Annotated in this window: 21 protein-coding genes, 1 tRNA gene and 1 pseudogene; 8 read left to right on the forward strand and 15 right to left on the reverse strand. The window is 49.5% G+C overall.

The genetic code is table 11. The features are described 5' to 3' along the window. Positions 1–3: 3 nt before the first annotated feature. Together EL628_RS03425 and EL628_RS03430 are read right to left on the reverse strand one after the other, a co-directional pair. On the reverse strand, positions 4–1,581 hold the full coding sequence (locus EL628_RS03425; protein WP_161975248.1) for a TIGR02677 family protein: 1,578 nt from the start codon (positions 1,579–1,581) through the stop codon (positions 4–6). 148 nt (positions 1,582–1,729) lie between these two features. Then, positions 1,730–2,752, reverse strand: a complete 1,023-nt coding sequence (locus EL628_RS03430; RefSeq protein ID WP_161975249.1) for a D-2-hydroxyacid dehydrogenase — start codon at positions 2,750–2,752, stop codon at positions 1,730–1,732. Between the two features lie 350 nt (positions 2,753–3,102). On the opposite strand from EL628_RS03430, the gene EL628_RS03435 reads away from it, so the two are divergent. The 3 genes from EL628_RS03435 to EL628_RS03445 all read left to right on the forward strand — a co-directional run bounded on the left by EL628_RS03435 (position 3,103) and on the right by EL628_RS03445 (position 5,920). Continuing rightward, on the forward strand, positions 3,103–3,474 hold the full coding sequence (locus EL628_RS03435; RefSeq protein ID WP_126578395.1) for a type II toxin-antitoxin system RelE/ParE family toxin: 372 nt from the start codon (positions 3,103–3,105) through the stop codon (positions 3,472–3,474). 287 nt (positions 3,475–3,761) lie between these two features. Beyond that, entirely contained in the window at positions 3,762–4,082 is a 321-nt protein-coding gene (locus tag EL628_RS29695) for a helix-turn-helix domain-containing protein (protein WP_161975250.1), read from the forward strand. 665 nt (positions 4,083–4,747) lie between these two features. Continuing rightward, a complete protein-coding gene (locus tag EL628_RS03445; protein WP_126578397.1) occupies positions 4,748–5,920 on the forward strand; it encodes a hypothetical protein in 1,173 nt (390 codons plus the stop codon). Positions 5,921–6,251: 331 nt separating this feature from the next. Here EL628_RS03445 and EL628_RS03450 read toward each other — a convergent pair whose 3' ends face one another. Further along, on the reverse strand, positions 6,252–6,539 hold the full coding sequence (locus EL628_RS03450; protein WP_126578398.1) for an antibiotic biosynthesis monooxygenase family protein: 288 nt from the start codon (positions 6,537–6,539) through the stop codon (positions 6,252–6,254). A gap of 207 nt (positions 6,540–6,746) precedes the next feature. Between EL628_RS03450 and EL628_RS03455 the strand changes: the two genes are divergently transcribed. The 3 genes from EL628_RS03455 (at position 6,747) to EL628_RS03465 (ending at position 9,680) form a co-directional block, all read left to right on the forward strand. After that, positions 6,747–7,256, forward strand: a complete 510-nt coding sequence (locus EL628_RS03455) for a PadR family transcriptional regulator (RefSeq protein ID WP_126578399.1) — start codon at positions 6,747–6,749, stop codon at positions 7,254–7,256. A 452-nt stretch (positions 7,257–7,708) separates the two neighbouring features. After that, positions 7,709–8,572 carry a metallophosphoesterase family protein gene (locus tag EL628_RS03460; protein WP_161975251.1) on the forward strand — a complete coding sequence of 288 codons (864 nt, stop codon included), beginning with the start codon at positions 7,709–7,711 and terminating at the stop codon, positions 8,570–8,572. 157 nt (positions 8,573–8,729) lie between these two features. Beyond that, positions 8,730–9,680, forward strand: coding sequence for an oxidoreductase (locus tag EL628_RS03465; protein ID WP_126578401.1), 951 nt, complete (start codon positions 8,730–8,732; stop codon positions 9,678–9,680). 177 nt (positions 9,681–9,857) lie between these two features. On the opposite strand, the gene EL628_RS03470 is transcribed toward EL628_RS03465, so the two are convergent. From EL628_RS03470 to EL628_RS03510, 9 genes and pseudogenes are all read right to left on the reverse strand, one after another. Beyond that, positions 9,858–12,320 carry an ATP-binding response regulator gene (locus EL628_RS03470; protein ID WP_126578402.1) on the reverse strand — a complete coding sequence of 821 codons (2,463 nt, stop codon included), beginning with the start codon at positions 12,318–12,320 and terminating at the stop codon, positions 9,858–9,860. Next, positions 12,313–12,891: a chemotaxis protein CheW gene (locus EL628_RS03475; RefSeq protein ID WP_126578403.1), complete on the reverse strand. Its 579-nt coding sequence runs from the start codon at positions 12,889–12,891 to the stop codon at positions 12,313–12,315. The genes EL628_RS03470 and EL628_RS03475 overlap by 8 nt, the downstream gene beginning before the upstream one ends. Positions 12,892–12,939: 48 nt before the next feature. Then, positions 12,940–13,338 (reverse strand): response regulator, encoded by a 399-nt coding sequence (locus tag EL628_RS03480; RefSeq protein WP_126578404.1) that lies wholly within the window; start codon positions 13,336–13,338, stop codon positions 12,940–12,942. Positions 13,339–13,557: 219 nt separating this feature from the next. Beyond that, positions 13,558–13,848, reverse strand: a pseudogene (locus tag EL628_RS03485) (RNA-guided endonuclease IscB); the annotation flags it as partial. A gap of 61 nt (positions 13,849–13,909) precedes the next feature. Continuing rightward, on the reverse strand, positions 13,910–14,689 hold the full coding sequence (locus tag EL628_RS03490; protein ID WP_126578405.1) for a hypothetical protein: 780 nt from the start codon (positions 14,687–14,689) through the stop codon (positions 13,910–13,912). A 54-nt stretch (positions 14,690–14,743) separates the two neighbouring features. Then, the gene (locus tag EL628_RS03495; protein WP_126578406.1) at positions 14,744–15,850 is read right to left on the reverse strand and encodes a sensor histidine kinase; all 1,107 of its coding nucleotides are present in this window, start codon (positions 15,848–15,850) and stop codon (positions 14,744–14,746) included. A gap of 115 nt (positions 15,851–15,965) precedes the next feature. Further along, a tRNA-Asn gene (locus EL628_RS03500) sits at positions 15,966–16,037 on the reverse strand. A gap of 133 nt (positions 16,038–16,170) precedes the next feature. After that, complete coding sequence (gene tmk, locus EL628_RS03505; protein WP_170211131.1) at positions 16,171–16,869, reverse strand: dTMP kinase; 699 nt, start codon at positions 16,867–16,869, stop codon at positions 16,171–16,173. An 87-nt stretch (positions 16,870–16,956) separates the two neighbouring features. Continuing rightward, on the reverse strand, positions 16,957–17,703 hold the full coding sequence (locus tag EL628_RS03510; RefSeq protein WP_126578408.1) for a dTMP kinase: 747 nt from the start codon (positions 17,701–17,703) through the stop codon (positions 16,957–16,959). A gap of 398 nt (positions 17,704–18,101) precedes the next feature. On the opposite strand from EL628_RS03510, the gene EL628_RS03515 reads away from it, so the two are divergent. Beyond that, positions 18,102–19,028 (forward strand): DUF4118 domain-containing protein, encoded by a 927-nt coding sequence (locus EL628_RS03515; protein WP_161975252.1) that lies wholly within the window; start codon positions 18,102–18,104, stop codon positions 19,026–19,028. A 161-nt stretch (positions 19,029–19,189) separates the two neighbouring features. On the opposite strand, the gene EL628_RS03520 is transcribed toward EL628_RS03515, so the two are convergent. Both EL628_RS03520 and EL628_RS03525 read right to left on the reverse strand, forming a co-directional pair. Further along, a complete protein-coding gene (locus EL628_RS03520) occupies positions 19,190–19,678 on the reverse strand; it encodes a hypothetical protein (protein WP_126578410.1) in 489 nt (162 codons plus the stop codon). A 418-nt stretch (positions 19,679–20,096) separates the two neighbouring features. Further along, positions 20,097–20,828 carry a response regulator transcription factor gene (locus EL628_RS03525; protein ID WP_126578411.1) on the reverse strand — a complete coding sequence of 244 codons (732 nt, stop codon included), beginning with the start codon at positions 20,826–20,828 and terminating at the stop codon, positions 20,097–20,099. 287 nt (positions 20,829–21,115) lie between these two features. Between EL628_RS03525 and EL628_RS03530 the strand changes: the two genes are divergently transcribed. Beyond that, the gene (locus EL628_RS03530; protein ID WP_126578412.1) at positions 21,116–21,781 is read left to right on the forward strand and encodes an alpha/beta hydrolase; all 666 of its coding nucleotides are present in this window, start codon (positions 21,116–21,118) and stop codon (positions 21,779–21,781) included. Here the strand turns inward: EL628_RS03530 and EL628_RS03535 are convergent. Then, positions 21,778–24,558 carry a serine/threonine-protein kinase gene (locus EL628_RS03535; protein WP_126578413.1) on the reverse strand — a complete coding sequence of 927 codons (2,781 nt, stop codon included), beginning with the start codon at positions 24,556–24,558 and terminating at the stop codon, positions 21,778–21,780. The genes EL628_RS03530 and EL628_RS03535 overlap by 4 nt on opposite strands. Positions 24,559–24,941: the final 383 nt, after the last annotated feature.

Here is a 24,941-nt window from a genome sequence, read left to right on the forward strand (position 1 = left end):
TCTCTAGCTCACCTTCGCCACAAGCTGGAGTCGATAACGTGGCAGGGTAAGAATTCCATCTCGGGCCTGTAGTGAGACCATATGTTGCTCATCGCGATTGAGTAGAGTGACCACTGTTCCATCGGAGAGCGAATATTCGCAGGTGGCACTGCACAGGCAGCCATCAATAATCTGCACCAGCATCTGTCGCTCATCAGGTGAGATCCGCCCCAGGGTTGCAAGATCCAGGATCGGACGCGAGAAGAGCCGATCAAAGCGGACTTTCTGAGCCTGTTGCTGCTTCTCATACTCCTGTCGTAGCGCTGCCAGTTCACTTTGATTGCTGCGCATCGGTTGTTCAACCGTTCGTTCGACGTAGCCTTTATACAGAGGGCGCAGGTTTCGTGTCACTGTTGCTGGAGCCTGCCAGGTTGGACGTGAGCCAGCACGTTCGGCGATCTCAGGTGTACCGGTCATTCCTTCGGGGAGGTGAATGGGGAGCGTATTGGCAAAGCCTGCGGCAAAGAGCATCTGAGCCGCCGTAAAATCTTCGGTTGTCAGGAGGCGGTTCCCCAGCGAATAGAGCATACTCACATAATCGGTCTGGGGTCGCATAGACGTTGCGAGCATGTGAGCGCGATGGACCACCTTATCGACGGCATCGTGGGCGGCCTTCAAGAACATATTCACGTTCATCTCACGCGCAAACCAGTGCAGGAGCGCTGAAACCTGCCGTTCAACATCCTCATGCCAGAGCTCCTGATGTTCAACCAGCGTCTGACTGGGAGGAGGAGCCTCAGAGACCACCTCCACCAGCAGAGCCTGCTTTCCGCTCTGGGTCCAATCCGCCAGTAATGTGCGGATCGACTGACTGTATTCCACCAACTGTTGTGCAAAGCTCTGTACGTAGAGCACGACAATGTTTTTATAGATTAGAAACGAATCAATATCGAAGGCCTGCTGAGAGCTACGATTCATACTCCCAAGGTATTGGGCTGCATCGTTGGTCAGCTTCTCCCAGGTCGTAAACGCAATACGCCATTGCTCTGCAATCTCTTGATAGCGTTCGGTTGTATAACTGCCACGTTCGGACTGTAGCCATGTATCTAATCGTTCCAGAACTTCCCATAGGCGCGGCAGATCACCCTGATAGAGTCCGCCCTCACTGGCACCAATGCGAGCCTGTTCCGCCAGAAAAGCCTCAATTGCCAGAGCCTCTTGCGTCGCCTGATAGAGCAGAACAGGCGAGCGAAAATCTGCAATGGTTGTCACACGACTGGTATCATAGAGCGTCGAAAGATTGCCCCAGGTTACCAGACGAGCAAGATCATTGCGGCAGGCTTCCAGTGTATACTCATGGGTGGCCTCTGTTCGTAAGACATCCAGCACGTCCTGCGCGGTAAGCTGATAGCGATATTCACGGCTCCGCTGCAAAAAGATGCGCATAATTGAGCGGTACCAATCGACACGATCACTGATTGGCGTTAAATAATTAAAGAGCGTGATTGCGCCAGAGGGCTTAAAACTCGAAACAAGTCTATTCGAGCTGGTCTCAGGAGAAACCTCAGTGGGCTGGCTGTTCTGTTCAGCTGCTAATGACAATAATGGCTCCCTTACAACGACCAGGTATCAGAAACGTTTTTTTTACGGGTAAACATACAAAGAGATTTCTATGAGGGACAGTATAGCATAGAAGTCAGATAAAATCACAATTAAGATGTTATGAAACTTCTTTTGGACTATATCTGATTTAATAGCCATGGGTTTTATCGACCTCATTGTAGAGCGTCTCGTGCGCAAGATAGCGTGAAAGATTGGCGGCAAAGATCTGCAAGACGCGTTCGGCGTAGGCAGTCGTACCACCAGAGACATGTGGACTGATTATCACGTTTGGGAGCTTCCAGAGTGGATCATCGGCTGGCAATGGTTCGGGGCTGGTCACGTCCAGAGCCGCTCCGGCGATCCGTCTCTGCTCCAGAGCCTCATAGAGTGCCTGGGGCTCACAGATCTCTCCGCGCGCAATATTGATGAGAAAGGCGGAAGGTTTCATCGCCTCAAAGGCTGCTCGATCAAACAGATGGGTCGTAGCGCGAGTAAGGGGCAGGCCAATGACCACCACATCACTCTCACTCAAGAGCTCGTGAAGCTGATCTGGGCGATAGTAGCGCTCAGGAAGGGCCCCCTCAGGATCGCCGGTACCTGGAAAGATAAAGCCATAATCGCGATGATCGGTATTTCGCTGCAACGCTATGATGCGCATTCCAAACACATGTGCCTGGCGCGCCACCTCACGTCCGATGCTGCCATAGCCCACGATACCGAGCGTCTTACCGCGGAGCTCCTGTACTTCAGAGATCTGCGAAGAGATTGCGCGAGGGGCCCACTGAGCCTTCTGTTGCCACTCCACAATCTGCACCATATGATGAAACCAGTTCAACTGCATCATCATGACATACTCGGCAATATTGGTGGCATGAAGCCCGCTGGCCGTCGTGAAGCGCGTCTTTGTGGGAAAGAGAGAATGGGTAAGCACCTGATTTGCGCCAGCTGAGAAGAGCTGAACCCAGCGTAATTTTGGAGCCTGTTCTGGTGCAGGCAGCGTCCGCAAGGTGAGAAGAATCTCCGTCTCTTGCCAGATCTCTGTCGGAATCTCTTCAACCTTTTGAGCAGGCTGGATCACCACTCGAAAATCGGGGGCCAGTTGCTGTAATCGTTCTTGTCCCTGTTGATTGACCTCAGTCGTAATTAATATCACACGCGCTATCTTCTGCATACACAATTCCTCTGTTTTCCAGATCGCTTCGGAACCCATCCCGCTCAGAAGCCACCGAAGTGACGAACATGCTACTTCTTAAAAAGTAAGAGCCATACAACTATACTACCCCAACGGAATGGGATACTCAACATGCAAGACCCCTTTTCGAGACGCCAGAGCAGCGATCTGGAACGGGAACGCTCTCAAACTGAGGAAACACCATTGACAAAGCAGTCAGCAATATCCTAAACTAGGGAGAGGTAATATACTAAAAAACGTATATAACTGGCCGCACATTGACAAATATACGACTTCCATAACGAACCGCCGTATCATAAAACCGTCCACCTCAAAGAAAGGGTAAGTCCTTGGGCAATGTTACTCTTAGATGGATTCCGTCATTCTATCTTGAAGATAGTGGTGCCAGCCCGGTCGAAGATTTCTTAGGGGGCCTTCAAGCAGATGCGCGCTTGCAGATACTGGCAGCAATCGAAAAATTATGTATCCTTAGACAGACTGCAAAGCCACCTCTGATAGGTCATGTGAGGGATAAGTTGTGGGAATTGAGAGTCGAGCGGCGCACCAATATCTTTCGGCTGATCTACTGCGTGGACAATGGGCATGTGATTTTTCTGTATGGCTTTCAAAAAAAGGAGCAGAAAATCAGTAAACGTGAATTTACCATTGCCCAGAAGAGGTATCAGAAACACCTGGATCGCCAGAATGGAAAGAAAAAATGAATGTGATCAGGGAAGCTGTCAGCGCAGTCAGCTTCCTGCTCACACCCTGGCCCGAGCACCTTTGAGAGCGGTTTTATACTTACAGTAGTGCTGGAAGCAGCAGATATTTGACAATGGCTATTTTATACAGAACAGAGGGAACCTTGCGACAACTGGCAGTGTATGAATACACTAGTAAAGAAAGAGAGCAAGCTATCGAACAAACCAGCACCGATTGTTTGTGTGCTCTGTTAGAGAGCAGATATATGCAAATTAGGTGTGGAAAGCACAACGAAAGAGATACTAGAATGCACGAGAGCATCCCGGAACAACATGATTACCTCGAAGAGGGTGAGCGAAGATATGAAGCGTTTAAGTCAACTTTGTTGTCTTCACAGGAAGCGCAAGCTCAATTTGAGGAGATCGTCGAGGAACAAGATCTCTGGCTTCAACTGGTCGAAGCACGCCTGGCGGCAGGATTGACTCAGGCAGAACTGGCGGCAAAGTTGGGAGTGTCTCAGGCCCAGGTAGCGCGTATTGAGAAGGCTGGTTATGATGCTTACACATTGAAAACCTTGCGTCGACATGTGCGAGCATTAGGCAAAAAATTGAGCATTTCTATTAGTTGAGGAGTTGGAGTATGCAGTCGAGATTATTAAGTAGATATAAGAATAAAGTCGAACTGTTTTGTGCTATTTACAAATACAACAGGCTTTTTTCTCATGCTCTGATGATTCTGACTGTACCAAAGCTTCTCAGTCGTTCTTCTTATCTTCAGTTGTCGCATCTGAGCCCTTCTGATCCCCGGTCTATGCTGTTGTGTTTCGTGGTTGGTAAGAGGTATATACGGTACTGTTCAAAGATGCGTTCTCCCAATTGGATGGTTTCTCTGTTTCTAACCCGGGCCTGACAATATACGGTCATCTTTTGCTGTCTACTACATGCACCATTCTGTGGAGAAGGGCTGATCTAGCATCAGCCCTTCTCTTTTTTTATATAAAATAGCGCATTATCTGTAAAATTAAATATATATTATTGACGTTTGTAGTATGTTTAGAGATGTCAAAGTAATTCTTTTTAGAGAGAAGTGGTAAATAGTAAAGATAAGCGATCCAGAAGTGTCTGGTATAAATAGTTGCTGATCAATCTGTGATGGCAATTCTGTCCTTGTGTGATCCCACTTAGCACTATGTACATACTGTCTGTATTATCCCACTTAGCACTATGTACATACTGTCTGTATTATGCTATCAATTCTCTGGATGCTAACTGGAAGAAGTGGAAGGTTACGTTGATGGGGCGCAAACAAACAAAGATAGTCTGGCTGGGACTACTTCTAACTGCGATGATGGTATTTTGTTCCAATCATTCACCGGTGCGGGCCTTTGGAATTGGAAGATTGAATTGTGGGCAGTGGAATGCGGTTTCTAATCCAGGTGTGGGCAATCTGACCAGCATAGCGGCAATGTCGGCGCAAGATGTCTGGGCGGCTGGCGGGACGACAGCGGCCCAACTACTTCTTCATTGGAATGGCAAGGCCTGGAAAGTGGTACCGTTCCTGGTCTCGGGAGCCAATCCTGGGAATGTGATTAGCGGGCTGGCTGCGATCGATGGTCGCAATGCCTGGGCGGTTGGGATTCTTAATGGTCAGACCTTTACTGATCACTGGGATGGCAAGAGCTGGAATGTGGTTGCCAGTCCGAATGTTGCTTCAGCGCAAAATTCGCTCTTAAGCGTCGCTGCTGTACCTGGCACTGCCCATCTCTGGACTGTGGGAAGTTATCAGACTGCTCAACAGAGCCTTCCACTCACGGAATATTGGGATGGTACTCAGTGGACGATTGTTGCCAGTCCGGCGCTTGCTAAACAGGATCTCGCGCTGACTCAGGTGATCGCGCTTTCAGAAACCAACGTCTGGGCCTTTGGTATAGCCAGCGATGCGACCCATAATCGCACAGTTGTGGAGCACTGGGATGGGACCAGGTGGAGCCTTCTGCCGAAGATGGCGCAGGCTCTTTTCTATAGTGATGCGACAGGTGGCGCTGAGATCAATAGCTATACTTTTGTGCCCGGGACACAGACTCTCTGGGCTGTAGGATCATTTACTCCACCGCACAGTACGACGGCTACGCCACTGGCGGAGTACTGGACTGGTCGCGCCTGGAAGAGTACTCCAATTGCACCTGTCAATGTTCCCAATGGTAGCGCTACTGGTGGAAGATTCTTTGCTGTGGTGGCACTCTCTCCTACCGACATCTGGACGGTGGGCCAGGCCTATGGCAACTATGCGCTGGTGGAACAGTGGGATGGTACATCTTGGAGCCTGAATCAGAACCCTGCCTTCTCTGGACAGAGCTACCTGAATGTAATCACTTCTGTTCCCGGTACCAACAGCCTCTGGGCGGTAGGTGGAAGTGTAGGCAATAATCACATCGTGCATTCGGTTACTGATTACTATTGTGCCTGAATAGGTCCGCGGCCATCATGGGGTGTCGTGGTGGGATAATTCGATAAGGTCCGCGGCCATCATGGGGTGTCGTGGTGGGATAATTCGATAAGGTCCGCGGCCATCATGGGGTGTCGTGGTGGGATAATCCGATAAGGTCCGCGGCCATCATGGGGTGTCGTGGTGGGATAATCCGACGAGGTCCGCGGCCATCATGAATGATGGGCCCTACATCCTTTATGCGATTAATCGCTCGTGGATCGATTAATCGTTCATAAGGTGTGAAGCCTATCATGAATGATGGCGGTGGAGGGCCTTTGTCCGTGTATTTCACCTCAAAGAGTTATGTAGATTATCCCAGGACTTCGGCGTTGTAATAGAAGACCTGCTCAGGAATATTCATCTGTTCTCCTGAGGCACCGCCATGATGGCTGCGGAAGAGAGAATTATGGATGTATTCATCCAGGGCCTCTTTCGAGGTCCAGCGTGAAATCGCCTGCATCGAGCCATCGGGAGCGGTCCAGATCTCCAGACCCAGGAAGCCTGTGAACTGCTTCATGGCAGGTGTGGCATGCTTAAACCCCTCAAGCATCCTTTCATTTCCACCAGGACCGGCAATAGTATTGACTGCAATAAACATATCTTCTTTCTCCTATCTGTTTCTTTCATTCATGTGTCAGAGTCAGACCTTACCAATGCATTGGCAATAGTCGTATACGATTAATCGACTTAGTCTATTATAGATAATCTTGTCTGGAATAGTCAAGGTCGAGTATAATACATGACAATCGGACCGGGCCGGGCGCGATAACTGTGGGGCTTTAAAAGGATGGAGGAATGACAGACAATGGACGAGCGCATGCTCTTGCTATTAGGAATGCTCAAGGCTGAACGCCAGCATGGTTATCAACTCAATGAGTTTATTGAGCATAACCTTGGGCGTGTCATCGATATGAAGCGTTCAACCGCCTATACATTGCTTGAGCGTCTCTGTACACAGGGATACGTTGAGCGTATGACGGAGCAAGAAGGAAATCGCCCTCCACGGAAGGTGTATCAATTAACAGCAGCCGGTGAGCAGCAATTTATCAATCTCCTCAAAGAACTGCTTTCTCAAGCGGCTATTGGGACGCCGCCCTTTGAAGTAGCGCTTATGTTTCTGGATCATCTGCAGGAACCAGAGGTGCGAGCTCTGCTCCAGGATCATCTGGAGCAGCTAAATCAAGTTATTGCCTCTTATGAACAGGCTCCGGCACATAGTATCGGTAAAGGGGTAGATATTGCCATTTCGCATCGTATGGCTCTTTATCGTGCTGAACGTACATGGTTAGTGGAGACGCTTGAAAAATTTATGTAGGGGCTCATAAACCGATGAAGGTAACTCAATGTGAGCCTGTTTTTCTCAATGTGTTTGCACTCTTCTCTTCATCACTGTACTACTGTTAAGTGGGGCTCTACAGGGTGTTCCAGTTCTTGCAGATGAGGCAATGAATCGGGAAGAGGAAGCGAGGCAGGTGGGCAAGCTCAGCGGATGCGACTGCGGTCTGGCCCGTGTCCTGGGGGACAATGAATTGAAAGGGCCAATTCATTGAGGCTGACGACACGGGCCAGACCGCAGTCGCGCCCGAAAACGATCATAATGCATTATTTTCATTTTAATTACTCATCTTCCTGATGGAAGAACCTTTTCGGCTGTCAGAGGACTCATTCAGAACCGAAACGCCCTGTAGAGCTCTACCATCATCTACTTATAAATACATACCTGAAAAAATGACTTCTCGTTTATGCTCTGAGAAAGGAAGAGGAAGGGTGAACATTGCCGTCTTTGCAGATATCCATGGTCGTATGTTGCTGGCATTCAAGCTGTGTGCTCGCTGGCAGCAAGAGACGGGCCAACGGATTGATCTGATCTTGCAGGCAGGTGATCTAGGAGCCTATCCCAGTGAAGACACACTGGATTGGGCGACCTTCCGACAGGCCAAGATTGATCCTAGTGAACTTGGTTTCTTGCTAGATTTTGTAGAGTATGACGACGAAGTTGCGGCGATGTTATCGTTGACAAACTGCCCTCTTCTGTTTGTGCGTGGCAATCATGAGGCCCATGACTGGCTGGATGAACTGGAGGAGGAGGCGACGGATGCTCTTTTCTCCATTGATGTCTATCAGCGCATCTGGTGTCTCCGCACAGGCATCCCCTATACCTTCACTCATCAGCATGAGTCGATTACGCTGCTAGGAATTGGCCGCATTGGAGCTCCGGCCAGCGAGCCCGATCCATCAAAAACCAGCTATATTCAAGCGTATGAGCAGCAACGTCTGGCTGATCTCTGCGCTCCCACTATAGATATTCTCTTAACTCACGATGCTCCAGTTGATTTTCAGCGATCTGGCCAGGGAATGGAAGAGATTACAACGCTCCTTCAGCAGGCTCAGCCAGCCTATCACTTTTTTGGGCACTATGGAGGTCCAGCCAGGATCAGGCTTGCACACAATGGATACACGCAGTCCTGTAAACTGGCAGACCTGACCTGGGATCTGAAAGCACCAGGTCATCGGCTCAATACTGGTTCGATGGGCCTGCTGAACTGGCAGAGCGTCACTGAGCATCACTTTGAGATCCTGACTGCCCCCTGGCTTAAAAAGTATAGTGTTCATCACTGGAAATATGTCTAACTTTCCGCAGGCCTTGCTAATGGTTCAATTAATAGGCGAATAGTTACGCATTTTACCCCAAACCTCTTGCTCAACCGTACATAGAATAGATCACCTTATAGAGGGATTCATCAGGGAATGTAATTTCGCTTTTTGGGAAAAAACAAAGGAAAATAGAATGACTCAATGGACTACAGCATATATGCCCGATCTAACGGGACGTGTTGCGCTCATTACCGGAGCCAATAGTGGCCTGGGTCTTGAGACTGCTCGTGCGCTTGCCGCTCATGGAGCACATGTAATTCTCACCAGCCGCAGTGTAGACAAAGGCCAGCGGGCTATGCAGAGGCTACAGGCTCAATTTCCGCTCGCAAAGTTAGAGTATCGTCAGCTTGACCTGGCCTCACAGCGAGGTATTCGCGAATTTGCCAGAGAATTTCAGCAAGAGCATTCCCGGCTTGATCTGCTCTTTAATAATGCTGGTGTGATGGCGATTCCACGTAGCGAGACCGTGGATGGTTTTGAGACACAATTTGGAACCAATCATCTTGGTCATTTTGCGCTGACTGGACTGCTGCTTCCGACATTATTGGAGACACCCAATAGCCGTATCATCACAACCAGTAGTATGGCGCGTCGGTTTGGGGAGCTCAATTTTGATGATCTGCAACGCAAGCATGCTTACTCGCGTTGGGAGGCCTATGGTCAAAGCAAAAAGGCCAACCTGCTCTTTGCCTTTGAATTACAGCGTCGTCTCAAGTCGATTGGTTCCAGCACCCTTAGCGTTGCGGCCCATCCAGGCTTTGCTAATACCAATCTCCAATCCGTCAGCGCTACCACATCTAATAGCCGCTTTGAGGTTCTTATGTATAAATACCTCAACCCATCTGTTGCGCAGAGTGCCGCGATGGGAGCGCTTCCTCAACTCTTTGCAGCGACCTCATCAATGATCTTTGGGGGCGAACTGGTTGGACCTGGAGGTTTTCTGGGGATGCGCGGCTATCCAAAAGTCGAAGCTCGCAGCCAACGCGAATATAACGCATCAGTAGCCAGACGGCTCTGGGATATCTCTACTGAACTTACCGGAGTTGATGTTGCCGCACTGGCACCAGCCGTGAGCGTGAACTAACAGCCACAGGCACCTCTATCGTAATCACTCAGGCCGGTCGTCATTGGGTTTGCTTCATCAAGAAAACACAATGACTACTGGCCCTTTATGATGCAAACATCAGTAACGCAGGCGGTCCGGCAATCTTCATTGGCATGGCATATGGCACCCCCATCAGCGAGGGGCTTTGAGACAGACTTATTGATCACGACTGCCCTGTAATACCTTAGTGATAGCAATCAGCATATCTTCACGTGAGACAGGTTTAATCAGATAGCCATAGGCTCCAAGCTCATAGGCGCGTTGAATATGCTTATCCGACGAGCGCGAAGTCAGCATAATCGCTCTGGTATCTGCCAGACGAGGATCATGACGCATCACCTCCAGCAGATCGAAGCCAGTAAGATTGGGCATCTCAATATCCAACAGGCAGATGCCAGGTTGATGAGTGCGCAACTGCTCCAGCGCCTCCATCCCATCTCGCGCCTCCAGAACGCGGTAGTTAGCCTGTTTAAGCGTCTGGATAACCGAATGGCGGAGATAGACGGCATCATCGGCCACGAGGATCAGCGGCTCTTCGGTCTGTCCTTTCCGATAGTCTTGCCTGTCCTTATTCAAATGAGAGAAATTCTGCTGAATCTGAACATGGGTATTCTGCTTATAGTGCTTTACCAGTTCCGGAAGATTAATCATCAGCAGGACACGGCCCTGACCATCCACCGCCGAGCCAGTGATACCTGGGCGTTGCAGATGGGGTTTTAAGGGGCGCGTCACCAGTTGGATCTCGCCAACAACCTCATCCACAGCCACTCCAATACTCATCTGCGTATTATCGTGAGTATGATCGGAGACCAGCAAGAGAACGGGATGAATCTGTCCCGGTGGTGTAGGGGCCTCCGGGAAGCCCAGAAGGCGATGGAGATGATACAGCACATCGACCTTGTCGCGTCTCCGTTCACCAACGCGTTGGATCTGTGCCAGTGGCACAATAACATATTGCGTTCCTGTTCGCAGCAGTAGACAATGAGCGGTCCCTTGTGAGCGCGGAAAGTGGAGAATAAAGCTCAGGCTATTTGCCCCATTGCGCTGAATCTCCATCTCACCTTTCACCTGTTGCATCGTTTCGTGGATAGCCTCGACCGCCCCCCCAGCGACTGGCATCGAGAAGCCAATCTCAATTGTGATCTCATTGCCAGACCCGGTGGCATGCAGCCAGATGCGCTGTTGTGTGGTTGTACTCTCAGTAGCCAGTTGCACATCAGAGATGCAGGTACGAATAAGCTGGATAAGGGGATTAGAGAGCTCTTCAAGGATCTCTTGATCAATCTCAGTCTGCTCTCCCTGGACCTCAAACTCCACCTTATATTCCTGGGCCAGAGCGCTGAGAGCGATCACGCGTTGTATGCGTGGAACCAACGTACTTAAAGGAGCCAGGCGCATCAACAGCATATCTTTATGGACTTGATTTGCCAGATCCAGGGAAGAGTCTTGAAGCACATGCAATTGGAGATAGGCAGAATGCACGCGTTGAGAACAGATACTGATATCTGCAATGGCTTCTTTGAGCGAATTGACCAGTATATCTTTCTCCGTATAATGTTCCATATCCAGTTCATCCCATGCGCCCGTTCGTTTCTCTGAGCCAATGCGTCGCGAGTGGGCAGTACGATGTGGACGATAGGAATGGGACTCATTCTGTGCGCTAGCTTCATGCAAAATGCGATCCACCAATGACGAGCCAGAGGAGCGTTCAAGAGGAGCGCGGGCGCGAGGATTGTGCAGGAAAAGTGGAAGCTGTTGCTCCAGAAGTTGCAGATGATTCTGAGCTGTCTGTAGCTCTTGTAAGGCGATATCTACCTGTAGCTGCGCATTCTCTAACTTGACGCGCTGTTCCTGCCACTGTTCGGAATGCTGCTCCAGTATTGTAAAACGTTGCGTATCTACACGTATAAATTTACTGGCTGGCATTGCGCTTGCAGCATTATCCTGGAGCAGTTGAGACGGGATACGAACATCGACAAGCTCATCTTCAACAGGCGGCTTATCAGCAATCGTCTCTGGCAAAGCGAGAGCCTGTGTATCGGGAGCCTGTTGAAGATTGAGCGAGAGATCAATCTTCAATTCTTGATACAGAGCAGTTAGATCATTGAGCAGCAGCTCATCGTTCAATTCCTGATTCGTAGTCAAAAGTTGTGAGAGACTCAACTCCAGCACCATCACCGTTTGAGAGAGCGCTTCATACGCAGTTTTAGCTGGCAGTCGACCTGCTTCAACCTGTTCACAAATAATTTCCACATGAGAAGAAAGCTCTGATAGCACCGGAAAATCCATCGCCGCTGCAGTTCCGCGTAGCTTATGACCGGCGCGTCGTAGAGGAACAAAGCGAGCGTGCTTAAGCTCTGTATCTTTATCGAACTGCTGAAGCACGTAGCGCATCCGTGTAATATCCTCTTCCGCCTCTGTTTGAAAGATAGAGAGCATTTCATCTTCATCATGAGGAGAAGCGGGAGACAGGTGAGGAGTAATTGGAGACTGCTCTATAGGAGTGAGAGGCCAGTCTACAATGGCATCAAAAGCTTGTAAGACCGCAAGATCCTCAGCAGACAGTTCTTTATCATCAAAAACATCGTCATCATTGGAAGGTGGCAATAGTTCATTCATGAGAAGCAGCCATTTTTATGTAGTGGACGATATCAGCGAGGAGGATGGGGAGAGATAACACAGGAATAGTATTATAAAGATTTATGATCGTCTCACGGCGGAGAGCTGGCAGGGCCGGTAGCTCTTGAGCTGGTTGTAACTGTTCAGGAGTCAGCGTTAGTAAAGAACCACTGAGAGAGATCAGTAGTCCGAGAGCGATATCATCCTGATGAGCTACGGCCAGGACCGCGTCCTGAGGAGGTTGAGCAGCATGTTGTGTAAGATAGGCGGCGAGATCGACAACCGCGATCGTCTCACCGCGCCAGGCCGTCACACCTGGCATCCAGATAGGTGTTTTCGGAAGTAGAGTAAAGTGAGCAGGGGCAGAGATAACCTCATCGAGAGCAGCCATAGGGAGGAGATACTCTCCCTGTGGTAGCTCGCAGAGCAGGGCCTCATCAACTGGAAGCGACGGTTCTGGAGCCGCCTTTGCCAGTGATTGAGCATACTGCCAGAACTCCTGAGTGCTTAGCGCCTCCAGGTGCTGGGCATTGCTAAATAGCGCAGATGCATGGATTGAATGCTCACTCATGCTGCTTCTATCAATCTGACCTATTCTAGATATCTTCTCAAACGTACCTTAAGAATTGTACGTTGAAGCCGGACTGCCCAAGTGAGATTCGATAACCGCAATGATATCCTGGGTCTTAAACGGCTTAGTAAGATAGTCTTTTGCGCCAGCTAAGCGGCCTTTTAGGCGATCGATAACCCCATCTCGTCGAGAGAGCATCACGATGACCGTATTATTAAACTGTGGCTTACTTTTTAGACGGCGAGCTACCTCATAGCCATCCATTTTTGGCAGACCAATATCAAGCACTACAAGATCAGGAACACGAGCCTGAGGTTCCGCGAGCCACTTCATAGCTTCAATTCCGTCGGTGAAGCCCTGCACTTCAAAGCCCTCGCGCCCAAGACACGTTTCAACAATCTTTCTAACCGTTGCAGAATCATCGATAACCATCACAAGTTTACGCATATAGTGTCCTCTTTCTCATCCCACTACCATCCCATTGTACCCGACAATATATCAATACACAAGAGCAATTGCCAACCTGAAGAACGATTTGTCAAAACTTGTCAGACTGTTCAGAATGAGAGTAGTTAAAGAGGGTTGCAACTCTGACAGCCCTGAGAGAAGATCCCGCAAGCTATTGAAGCTGACCATCTGAATTTCGTGGCGCGGGTACCCCTGCCTTTAGGCATGGGGAGGAAGCGCCACCCCTCCTTTTCTCTGTTCGTATTCATAGCCGTCAGCACGGTGAAGACGGCGCATGTATTTGGGGTGGATATCAGCAGTGCCAAGGCGAAATGAGGGGCGATGGCGAATCGCGATGCGTCCTGTGAGCGTTCTTTTGGGAGTCATAGCCTTCACGATATCGCCGGTTCGGTATCCCTGGAACGTCCTGCTCCGCTTTTTGTGCTGCTTGGGAAATCCCGTTGCATCCGTTACGCACAACGAATACAAATCCCTGTCGTGAGAGGTACTGTACCATATAAGTGCAATATGTTTCAACATATTGTCGTAAAGATCATCTTAAAAAATCTGTTTACAGGGCCGGTAGCTCCTTTAAAAATTTTTCTAGTATGCGTGTGCGTGATTGATGTGAGAAATCGACGATATTCGAGTGAGCATAGCTGGCAGAGGATTGTAGTTCTTGTTGAAGGAGGTATTGTAGCAGCGGAACATCTTCATGCCAGGCCATCTCTAGCAACATTTCGGGGAGATGTTCTTCCGCCTGATGGGCGTCAATGCGTTTGAGCCAGAGCGAGAAGATGCGTTGAAGCCAGAGCTGGCGGAGATCCTCCGGGAGGAGAGGCGTCGCTTCTGCGTCGGGATGGGGCATGATCAGGCTGCTTGCTTCACTCAATAACATATCCAGAACAGGCATAAATTCGTCCAGAGCCCGGTCAAAAAGGGCCGTTAAAATAGTGTGATCCAGCCCTAAGCGAGCATCTAAGGTCAAAGCAAAAAGCTCCAGAGCCTGGCGATATTCATATTGATCTGCCAGAGCTTCGGCCTGCTGGAGGATCTGACAGAGTTCATCAAAGAGGAGCTGTGGCATCACGCCCTGTTGCAGACGGGCCATAAAGCCTTCAATCTGTTCTTGATAGAGTGCCGTTGCCAGAGGAGGAGAGAGCTGTTGTGGGAGAGAGCGGTGCAGAGTAAGTTTATCTGCATTGAACTCCTCATCTTCAAATAGCAGGGTTGAGAGAAGCGCCTCAATCTCAGCCGAGAGGTGAGCATTGCGCACGACAAGTAGCTCGACTAGTAAGAGCAGCTGTTGTTTATTGAGCTTAGCCAGGTGTTGTTCTAGCTCGGACTCCATTGAAGGTTCCTCCTGCTCACCTCACCGCCATCAAGGGGTGATGGTGTGAAGCGTTTAGCTGCTTTCCGGCATCTCGATTGTCGATTGCACAGCAACTGGTAACGTGAAGGTAAAGGTGCTCCCCTCTCCCGGGCGGCTTTCGGCATGGATACGACCGCCGTGTGCCTCTACAACATGGCGTGCAATGGCCAGTCCCAGTCCAGTGCCTCCTCCACCAGGGCCGATAAAGCCAGACTTCGAGCGAGCCCGATCGGTTTTATAGAAGCGTTCAAAGATGCGCGAAAGTTCCTCCGCGCGAATGCCAACCCCAGTATCGCGAACAAAAAAGCTTTGCGAGGGCTGGTTCTGCTGGGGAGCGGTGCCAATAACAATCTTTCCCCCTGATGGTGTAAATTTAATGGCATTATGGACCAGGTTGACCAGAACGCGTGTGATATGTTTGCTATCGGCAGCCACCATGGTTGTGCCTTGCTGAATCTGGGTACTGAGCGTCACGCGGTGACGTTGAGCCAATGGAAGCATGCGGGCCATCACCTCAAGGACCAGGCGTTCGGCCTCGATTGGTTCAATCGTCATGAGCATCTGACCGGATTCGATTCTTGTTAGTTCGAGGACCTCCGAGACCAGCTCAGTGAGATATTGCACTTCATTCTCAATCTTCTCTACAAATTCCTGAGCTTTATCGGGATTAGTCTCAATGGTATCTTCCAGCGTCTCGGCAAGGAGTCTGACAGAGGTGAGAGGCGTGCGGAGCTCATGAGAGATATTGGCTAAAAAATCGCGTTGCATCCGTTCGACGCGACGCGCTTCAGTAATATCTTCAATAATAACCGTAAAGTAGTGTGGGAGCTCTGCACCAGTCTGATGGATCAGAGGGGCAACCGAAACCTTCCAGGCTAGATCAGTATTTGTCTTCTCAAAGAGGCTTTTCTGCGGGTGGTTGGTTGCGATGCTCTCTCGTATCATCTCAATAATTGAAGGATCAAAAATAATCTGTTCCAATTGTGTGGCGGATCGGCTATTCGTGGCAGAGAGAGAGAGGCCTGGTTGATTGTAGTGGATAATAGTAAGCGAGCGGTCCACGACAAAGACAGGCAGAGGGAATGCCTCCAATAGACTTAGAGAGACCTGTTTATAATCGATATGTGTATCGTCGAGCAAGCCTGTTTCCCCTCTTTACTGGGCCCACAAGGTGGTAGAGTTGAAGCGCCCTATTATTAATAAACCATTGGCAATAAAAGAGGGCCACCTGAATAGGCGGCCCTCTTTGGTTTAGCTCCTCGAACAGGATTCGAACCTGTAACCAATCGGTTAACAGCCGATTGCTCTACCGTTGAGCTATCGAGGAAGATACGCTCTGATCGAACCGGACGGTCCGTTTCAGGAACACTTGGATTATAGCCTAACGGTGGCGTTTCGTCAAGACCTTTTATACAAATTTTTGGAGAAGTTGAAAAAATTCTTTTCCCTCTTTGCCATCGCTATTGTCCATGTGGAAGGAGCGGCTGAATCTGTTGTTTGAGCAGGGCCGAGATCTGTTCAATCGAGCGGCTGGCATCTATGACCTGAAAGTGATATTCTTTGCTCATCCGATCATACTCCTGTAGGATCTGCGACTGATAGTGCACAAAACTCTCGTACAGGTCGTTGCCCATATGCAGATCCATGCCTGATTCCCAGTAAGTGAAGCCGCCATTCTGGAGGACACGAGGGATCAGGTCCTGTAGCGAGACTTTGAGATAGAAGATAACATCCGGTTTGAGGGCCAGCCCATAGATCGAGCGAATCCAATGCGCATCTGCTCCCCGCACCAGGGCGCGGGCCATAAGCGAATAGGTATAGCGATCAGTTAAGACGATAAAGCCAGCTCTGAGTGCGGGAAGAATCTGCTGCTCAAAGCGATCCACAAAGTCTGTGGCATAGAAGAGGTTTAAGGTGATTGAGCCCAATGTGTTGCCTTGTTTTGCCCGTTTAAGGCCATTGCCAGCCAGGGCCGAGCGCGTCATCTGAGTATCAACGACGGCATAGCCACTGCTCTCCAGCCAGGGACGTAGCAGATTAATCTGTGTCGTTCGGCCTACCCCATCTGTTCCCTCGATGACAATCAGACGACCAGGAAAGATTTCGTAACGTGCACGTAGGCCAATTGCATCAATACCATAAAAATCAAGCGCTGTCATAGGCGTCCTTCCTGTTAAATGAACAGGGACTGACAAAGAATCTTGCTTTCCACTCTTCCCACATGGCTGCTCGGCCTGAAGCATATCTTACCTCTCTTTAGCATGGAGCTCTGTTGAAATGATTGTTGCAGGTTGTGGCCAGTTCTTGTGTGAGAGCTGTTTGCGCCGACGTTGTACACCTTCCAGGTGAGGTTGAATCAATCTGCGCATCAGGCGTTGCTGCTCTGGAATGGGTAGGCTGGCATCCATGACGGTGAGCTGGAACTCATCGACCATCGCTTCGTATTCGTGGATGATGCGCTGCTGAAACAGCTTAAAGCTTTCTTGTGGATCTGTACTAAGGCCAAGATCAAGACCAGCCTCATAGTACTTGAGCTCAGTTCGCCCTGTCAGAATACGATTGAGCGAGGTCTCCAGCGGAACACGAAAATAGAACGCTTTGGTAGGCTTGACCGCGAACTGGTAGAGCTCGCGCACCCACTCCCGATCGACACAGCGGGCTACATCGCGAGCAAAGGCTGTATAGATATAGCGATCCGCAAGTACAATCGCACCTGCCTTCAGTGGGGGAATAATGTCATGTTCTGTTCGGTCGGCAAAGTCAGTTGCATGGATAAGGCTAAAGGTTGTTGGCGAGAGCATCTGTTGCTTTTTACCACGACTGGTCGTTTTCTTTACCAATGGCGATGAGTTCCATTCGCTGAAGAAGACCGTGTAGCCTTCGCTAATCAACCATTGACGAAGAAGCGCAATTTGCGTACTCTTGCCCGAGCCATCTACCCCCTCAACGATAAAAAGTCGACCAGGGTATTGATGTAATCCATAGGTCTCCATACTATGTCCTTCCCTAAAAAGGAATACAGTAAAACAGCGCCAGACAATGGGTTGTGCTGGTTGTGTGAGCTCAAGATGATATGGGTAGATCGATTGTGTAAATCTATAAAACCATATGTTTGACTGCACCTACGGTTATGGAATAGTCCCCTGTCTTATACTATACCATGTTGCGGACTACTTTGTGCACTGAGTGCATAGCTGTTCAGGTTGTTCCAACGTCCTGGTCTCTGTTTGCCATTCTCGAAGGTGCGATCCAGACCATGAATAAGTCAAATCAAAAAGGTGCAGCCAGCCATGCTGATCTCTGTGCTGGAACCTTCTCTTGCTAAATGTGCTACAGTATAGTCATAGAAGAATTATGTATCGATTATATATACATGAGCCAGGAGGTAGACATGCAGAGAATAGAGAATCTGCCCCAAATTCCTGCACTTCATCCACGAAGCTGGCATGCTCGCCTATTGGACATAGGATGTGCTTGTGCAGGAGTATTTGTGTTTACTGGCACCATCTATTTTGCACATATCTATCCTACGATCCCCAATGCGAGCATCCTCTATCTGCTGCTGATTGTACCTCTGGCGCTCTTACGTGGGGCTCTGGCCTCAATTCTGGCCTCGTTTCTGGCTACTCTCTCGTTTGATTACTTTATGGTTCCTCCAATCTACACCTTTCGTGTTGCCAGTCGTGTGGAACTGGTTGAGCTTCTGGGTCTCTTGTTAGTGGCACTGGTCATTAGCTTGCTGACATCAACCATTAAACGGGGATCTGAAAGAATGTGGATACGTGAGCGGCAGGCTCGTCTGCTGTATGAATTTTTATGGGTAACGCACGAGACCGAGCAATTAGATGATCAGTTACAGGAAGTGGCTCTGGCGATTGTGAGAATATTTGCCAATTGGGGTGTTCATTCGTGCGGTATCTTTTTGCCTGATGCTCAAGGTGTATTGACGTTGCAGGCCAGTGCGCCAGTTCACCACCTCACTGATTTTGCACTCTCTCCCCATGAACTGAGAGAGGCTGAGAACGTCTTTGAGAATGGTCAAAGTATCGAATTAGAGAGGAATGTTGGGCATGCGCAGCTTATTCGCCTGGTACCATTGAGAAATCAACAGGAGATACTGGGGGTGGTTGGGATACAGGTCACCGATCTGGCTCGTTGGCGGGCAAATGCTCCCGATGTGGCGGATAAAGGGCTACAGTATAAAGAGGAAGCCTCTTACTTCTGGGCGTTCCTGGATCGGGCGGCTGGATTAGTCGAACGGTCAAATCTGCGAGCCCAGCTTCATTATCAAGATGATAGGACCGAAGAAGCTCTATAAGTCTGATGTGGAGCTCCATGAGAGACTGTTCGTAGCTGCTTCTCTCCTCCTAAAACTTTCCTTAACTCAAAGCCCCCAGATCTATGCAGATCTGGGGGCCTTTGTTTGTAATCTCATGAACCAGACAGAAGAAAGGTTTCATGTGTGTATTTACTGTTTATTTAGTGATGGGCAGATCCACCGTGATGAGCTAAACCATGGTGCTTGCTCACATGATGTTTGCTTACATGGTGTTTGCTGACCGGGGTAGTGCTGACCGAGGTAGTGCTGGCTGGAGTAGTGCTGGCTGGAGTCGTGCTGGCCGGAGTTGTACTGGCTGGAGTAGTGCTGGCTGGAGTTGTGCTAGCAAGCGTCGTTGCACTGGGTGTAGTGCTGGTGCTGACAACAGTAGCTGCTGTTGCGGGAGCAGTACTGACAGTAGCCGCTGTTGCAGGAGCAGTGCTTGTCGCAGGAGCTTTTGCAATAGGAGCACTATGGTGGAGCGCTTTGCCCTTGCTATGTACTAATCCATGATGTGCTGAGCCATGATGTGAAAAGCCATGGTGTGAGGAAACGGGTGTAGCATGTACAGGTGTTAAGGTTAAAAATCCACTAAAAGCTACGCCAGTCATAATTGAAGCGATTCTGGAAGCGATAGTATACTTAGTCATCAGAACTAATCCTCCATTTGTGAAGACATTTTGTCATGTTTACAAAAAAAGTGGTCGCCGATGGGTATTTATAGGGTAGGAGAACTATTCCTACCATCGTCTCCGTTCCATGCTTGATCTGGCATAGTCTGGAGCTCTACTGTTTTACATCGGTAGGGTAGATATATTCTTCAATATGGAGATAACTAGTTAGTCTGGTCCTGATTAGATTGAGGTGGCTTATACTATTGGTATATGTTTTGTGGTGTGTGTTTTGAAAAATGGAGCTCCCGGTTTATTTGCAGCAAGTGTGATCGATAGATAGCTGCTTGCAGAAGATTGTGAGGTAAGGAGATTCATAGTCTTTCTACTGCACCTGATACTGTTGAGTTGCAGGCCGAATCTGTTATCTGCCAGGGACGTTTCATTGTGCAGGGCTCTACACAATGAAACGGTAGCCAACGCCCCAGACAGTGACGATCTTCTCGCCGAGGCCGCCTAATTTCTTGCGGAGCCGCGTGATATGGGTATCGACTGTCCTGTCGAAGCCATCATAGTCGTAGCCCCAGAGCTGCTGGAGCAGAAACTCGCGACTGAAGGCGCGACCCGGATGCGAGGCCAGCAGTAGAATGAGCTCGTATTCTTTGGGGGTCAGCTCTAACTCATTTCCAGATAAAGTAACGAGACGTTCAACAGTATAGATACTTAATGTTCCACGAGTGATAGGGGGAGTGGCCTGCTCATGAGTAGAGTGAGTTGGAACTGGTGTAGGGACAAAGAGTGTGGGTTGGGGTTGTTGACGGCTATCCAGTTCGACACGGCGGAGCATGGCACGAACACGTGCCGTTAGTTCACGGATGCTAAAGGGCTTACTTATATAGTCATCGGCTCCAACTTCAAGTCCGAGAATACGATCTACCTCTTCATTGCGAGCTGTCAACATGATGATTGGAACCAGATGGTTCTGGCGTATGCGGCGGCAGACCGTTAAGCCATCTAACTTAGGTAGCATCCAGTCTAGAATAATGAGTTGTGGCGTGTGCTGTTCGACTGCTTCAAGTGCAACCTGTCCATCAAAAGCCTGCACGACAGTATGTCCTTCAGCTTCAAGCTCATTGCGAATGAGATTACAGATATCGATCTCATCCTCGACCACAAGGATTTTTGCCATAATACTCTCTATTTTCCTTTTCTGAAGTTTTCCTCCCTTCCTAGTGTACCTTAGAGTTGCGTTCAGGTCTATAGCCACAGCCATTATTCGCTTGGTCAGGATTGCTTTCACATGAGAGAGGAAGCGACAGCCCGGCTTCCAGCGCTCAAGCTATATTGCCTTGACACCTTTTCCTGTTACATGGTATGATTTACTTACAAATTAAAAGTAACTACCAAATTAATAGTTGAGTATAGAGAACAGAAGAAGGTCATCTCCAGCGACGGAGATGAGTTGGAGCGATATTCATGGATACAAACAAGAGCTTACCCCAAAAATTTGTGCATCGTTTTGTGCCTGCTGAAGATGCGGCGCAGGCCCCTACCCTGCTTCTGTTGCATGGTACAGGGGGAACAGAAGATGATCTCCTGGATCTCGGAAAAATGCTTGTACCGGGGGCGGCTCTCCTGAGTCTGCGTGGCAAGGTGCTTGAGAATGGCATGCCACGCTTCTTTCGTCGTCTGGCAGAAGGTGTCTTCGATCTGGAAGACTTGCGGTTCCGTACTCATGAGCTAGCGGATTTTGTGCAAACGGCCAGCCAGTTCTATCATTTTGATGCCGCGAATGTTATTGCAGTTGGCTACTCGAACGGTGCTAATATTGCAGCCAGCACCCTGCTGTTGCGGCCAGGAGTGCTGGCTGGAGCCTTGCTTTTTCATCCTATGCTCCCTTTTATTCCTGAGCAATTGCCAGATTTACAGGGAACAGCTGTCTTTATCAGTGCAGGCCGAAGAGATCCAATTGTGCCTCAGCCACAGACAGAAAAGTTAGCTCAACTATTACAGGAGGCTCATGCTACGGTAACAACCCATTGGCATGAAGGTGGTCACTCCATTAATCATGAGGATGTTCGGCAGGGACGTACATGGATTAAGGCCCGGCTCAAGCTAGCAGCCCAGACAGATCTGATCTAGCCCTGCTTCCAGACTCGGACCTTCGTAAATACAATATCAGCCTCTTCTCCCGCTTGCTTTGCCTGACCACCACGGGAAAAGACTCCAATGGAGCCGCTGGTCAGGTTTTGAGCCTTATCGGTGAATGGTTCAAAAACAGCTTTGCCATTGACATAGATCGTAATCGTTTTGTCTATATCTACCACCGCTATTGTGTTGGGTTGATTGAGATTGGGATTAAAGTTATCAATAGGGAGTGATGCTTTCTGCGCACCATCAACGGCTGGTGAACAGATATCGCTGATGGTTGAGCAGAGAGCAAGCTGATATTTACCACTCTCAAAGATCTCAAAACGGTAGTACTGGCTGCTTGTACGATGGAAGATCAGCCCTCCGCTGCTGTATGAGGTCCCAATTTTGACAAAGGTCATCTGTGCCTCATAAGTGAAATTGGTATAGTTTGTCGTATTGGCAACGCAGATATTCGTCAGTTGAGCTGGTGCGAGGGCATGATAGCCGTCTTGTGCAAACTGACAACCTGTGCCACCTGGATCGTTTGTCTCGCTCCAGAGCTTATCGGGATTGGCTGTCATGTCTGAATTAAGCACCAGTGTTCCTGTATTGGGAGCGTAAGGGTCCTGATTAATCCGCGTTGTCGCAGTGGCCGTAGCATTAACACTATTGGCCCTGGCAGCCGCCGTAGCACTGGCGTTTTGTTGCTGTAAGGCGGTGCTGGTCGCTTGAATGGTATGCTGAGCCTGGTTTGCATTATCGCTACCGGTCCGTGAAAAAGCCCAGTAAAAGAGAAGTGAGCCTCCGCCGATAATAATAATGAGAAGAATCAGAAGGTCGAGCCGCATAAATCTGCTCGAGCTGCGCCTGGAAGGAATTGGAGCTGCTCCCGTCGGGGCCGGGCGCAGCAAGGCCTTTCTGTTATTCGTATTATCCGTCGGCGGTGTCCTGATGGGCGCCACCGTTTGTACAAGGCGTTGTGCTCGGGGTGTCACCAATGGTTCTGCTTTAGGCTGATTAGCTGGTTGCCAGATTAAAGGAGGCTGCTGAAGAGCTTTATCCAGGGGGTCAGCCTGTGGACTGGCAGGCATACTGGCAGGTGATCCCATCTGAAATGATTGTGGCACAGATGGAGTCTGTGCACGTTCGTCCATGACCGGTGGCATATTCTGAAATGATTGTGGCACAGGTGGAGTTTGTGTACGTTCGTCCATGACCGGTGGCATATTAGGAACGGGAAACTCACTCGAGAAAGTGGCGATAGGTGGCGTCTTCTCCGTCGGCAATGGTTTTGGTGTTTTTGGAATCACTGGTGCCGTCTGTGATCTGATTTTAGACTGATCCGATGTTTCTTTGCTTGTTGGTAGCGATTGATCAGCACTCTCTTTACGTGTGTTTAAAGAGGTGTTATCGGTCGTTGCTGATGTTAGCTGGTCTGGTTGGATAATCGCTATTCCTGAGAGTGAAGGATGGAGATTCTGAGCGGCCTCTAGATTGCGAGGAGAAGGCTCGGGCTCACTTTTTGTCACAATATCTTCATCTGGCTTGATGATCTGAATGCCCGAGAGTACATCATGGGCCTTAAGAGAGAGTGAAGGAAATGGCTGGCTAACAGGTTGATCTATATTTGTTGGCTTCTCTTCATCGTTTGTGCGTTTGCCTACCTGTTGAAAAGCCTTCTGTACACGTAGCTTCTCAGAAGGAGTTGGAGGAGCGATCTTACTCCAATCCTCAGGAGGTGTAAAGGACATTGACTTCTCAGCTGAAGGTGTCCCAACTTTAAAGGACCCTTGCTGGGTGATTGCTTTCTCATTTCTACTCTGGTTGCCAGATTGAGATAAAGGGCCTGTTCGTTCAGTTGCGGGACTCTTCTGCGAACTGCTGTTGGTGGCTTGCTGCTGAGAGAAGTGTGCAGACGGCTGTCCATCTTCTGGTATCAGAGTGGTCGTGGGCAGATCAAACCCAAACTGCTTTGCTGAGAGGCAGGCTTCTGAAAGGGCCAGGGCAAAGTCGCGCACATTGAGGTAGCGTTTTTGAGGATCTTTCGCCAGGGCGGTCATCACCACTTGTTCAATTTCGCGTGGAATCGTAGGGACTTTATCGCGCATGGCCGGGGGTGGGGTCAGCATCTGCTGGCTGGCGATCTCAAAGAAAGAGCCATCGAATGGCCGCTCACCAGTGAGCCATTCATAAGCAATGATGCCAAGCGAATACTGATCGCTGGCTGCGCGTGGTTTCCCTTGCAATTGTTCGGGGGCCATATAGATTGCAGTCCCAGCTGTCTCTGTAACTGAGCTGGAGCTAAAGCTCTGCGCGGTCAGAGCGAAGCCAAAATCGCTCAGGAGCACCTCATCGTTGGGGCCTAAAAGCATATTCTCAGGCTTCACGTCGCGGTGGATAAGCTTTCGTTCATGGGCATATTGTAGGGCTGCGGCAGCCTGGCGCATATATGATGCCAGAGGTGCAGGTGGAAGAGGTCTGCCTTGCAAAAAGCGCTGGCGGAACGTCCCTTTGGGGGCATAATCCATGACCAGAAAAGGGATCGTTTCCTGTACACCAAAATCAAGCACGCGGATGATATAGGGATGGACAAGGTGAGCGATAGTACGAGCTTCATTGAGAAAGTTATCAATGCTATTCTCGACGAGCCGGACCTGTAACACTTTGATGGCAGCCTGTGTGTGAAGATGAATATGTTCACCCAGGTATACATCGGCAAAACTACCCTGTCCTAATAAGCGCAGCAAGCGATAATTGCCAAGTTGCTGGCCAATACGATCACCCATAAAGATCTCCTCGCGCGTGCAAATTCACTGTTTTTCTGCTTCATCGTAGATTAAAACGGAGTGCTCGTCAACTAGTAATGCCGATCGGGTTTAATTCAGTACGGAATGGCTAGTTCGTGGCCTATATCCTTCCTGATCGTGAAGTTCGGCAATGGTATCCCCTCCATCGCTTCTGTTCCCATTTTCCGTTTCGCATTGGGTTATGGAGGGGCTCACCGAGCGGAGTGGGAGCAGAGGAAAGAGACAAGCGACTTTCCCTACTTTACATTATATAATATGTTATTTATGTGGAAGATGACAAGACAAGTAGGGCAGGTTGCTTGTCTCCTGCTGAAACGCCCCATTTCGCAATGGTAGCCCCTCCATCGCTTCTGTTCCCGTTT

Origin of the sequence: Tengunoibacter tsumagoiensis (assembly GCF_003967535.1) — a bacterium.
GTDB lineage: Bacteria > Chloroflexota > Ktedonobacteria > Ktedonobacterales > Ktedonobacteraceae > Tengunoibacter > Tengunoibacter tsumagoiensis.

Excerpts from the sequence above, each read along its gene's own strand:
- EL628_RS03430 (WP_161975249.1), bottom strand. The coding sequence starts at position 2,752 with ATGCAGAAGATAGCGCGTGTGATATTAATTACGACTGAGGTCAATCAA.
- EL628_RS29695 (WP_161975250.1), top strand. The coding sequence starts at position 3,762 with ATGCACGAGAGCATCCCGGAACAACATGATTACCTCGAAGAGGGTGAG.
- EL628_RS03445 (WP_126578397.1), top strand. The coding sequence starts at position 4,748 with ATGGGGCGCAAACAAACAAAGATAGTCTGGCTGGGACTACTTCTAACT.
- EL628_RS03450 (WP_126578398.1), bottom strand. The coding sequence starts at position 6,539 with ATGTTTATTGCAGTCAATACTATTGCCGGTCCTGGTGGAAATGAAAGG.
- EL628_RS03455 (WP_126578399.1), top strand. The coding sequence starts at position 6,747 with ATGGACGAGCGCATGCTCTTGCTATTAGGAATGCTCAAGGCTGAACGC.
- EL628_RS03465 (WP_126578401.1), top strand. The coding sequence starts at position 8,730 with ATGACTCAATGGACTACAGCATATATGCCCGATCTAACGGGACGTGTT.
- EL628_RS03470 (WP_126578402.1), bottom strand. The coding sequence starts at position 12,320 with ATGAATGAACTATTGCCACCTTCCAATGATGACGATGTTTTTGATGAT.
- EL628_RS03475 (WP_126578403.1), bottom strand. The coding sequence starts at position 12,891 with ATGAGTGAGCATTCAATCCATGCATCTGCGCTATTTAGCAATGCCCAG.
- EL628_RS03480 (WP_126578404.1), bottom strand. The coding sequence starts at position 13,338 with ATGCGTAAACTTGTGATGGTTATCGATGATTCTGCAACGGTTAGAAAG.
- EL628_RS03490 (WP_126578405.1), bottom strand. The coding sequence starts at position 14,689 with ATGGAGTCCGAGCTAGAACAACACCTGGCTAAGCTCAATAAACAACAG.
- tmk (WP_170211131.1), bottom strand. The coding sequence starts at position 16,869 with ATGACAGCGCTTGATTTTTATGGTATTGATGCAATTGGCCTACGTGCA.
- EL628_RS03510 (WP_126578408.1), bottom strand. The coding sequence starts at position 17,703 with ATGGAGACCTATGGATTACATCAATACCCTGGTCGACTTTTTATCGTT.
- EL628_RS03515 (WP_161975252.1), top strand. The coding sequence starts at position 18,102 with ATGCAGAGAATAGAGAATCTGCCCCAAATTCCTGCACTTCATCCACGA.
- EL628_RS03520 (WP_126578410.1), bottom strand. The coding sequence starts at position 19,678 with ATGACTAAGTATACTATCGCTTCCAGAATCGCTTCAATTATGACTGGC.
- EL628_RS03525 (WP_126578411.1), bottom strand. The coding sequence starts at position 20,828 with ATGGCAAAAATCCTTGTGGTCGAGGATGAGATCGATATCTGTAATCTC.
- EL628_RS03530 (WP_126578412.1), top strand. The coding sequence starts at position 21,116 with ATGGATACAAACAAGAGCTTACCCCAAAAATTTGTGCATCGTTTTGTG.
- EL628_RS03535 (WP_126578413.1), bottom strand. The coding sequence starts at position 24,558 with ATGGGTGATCGTATTGGCCAGCAACTTGGCAATTATCGCTTGCTGCGC.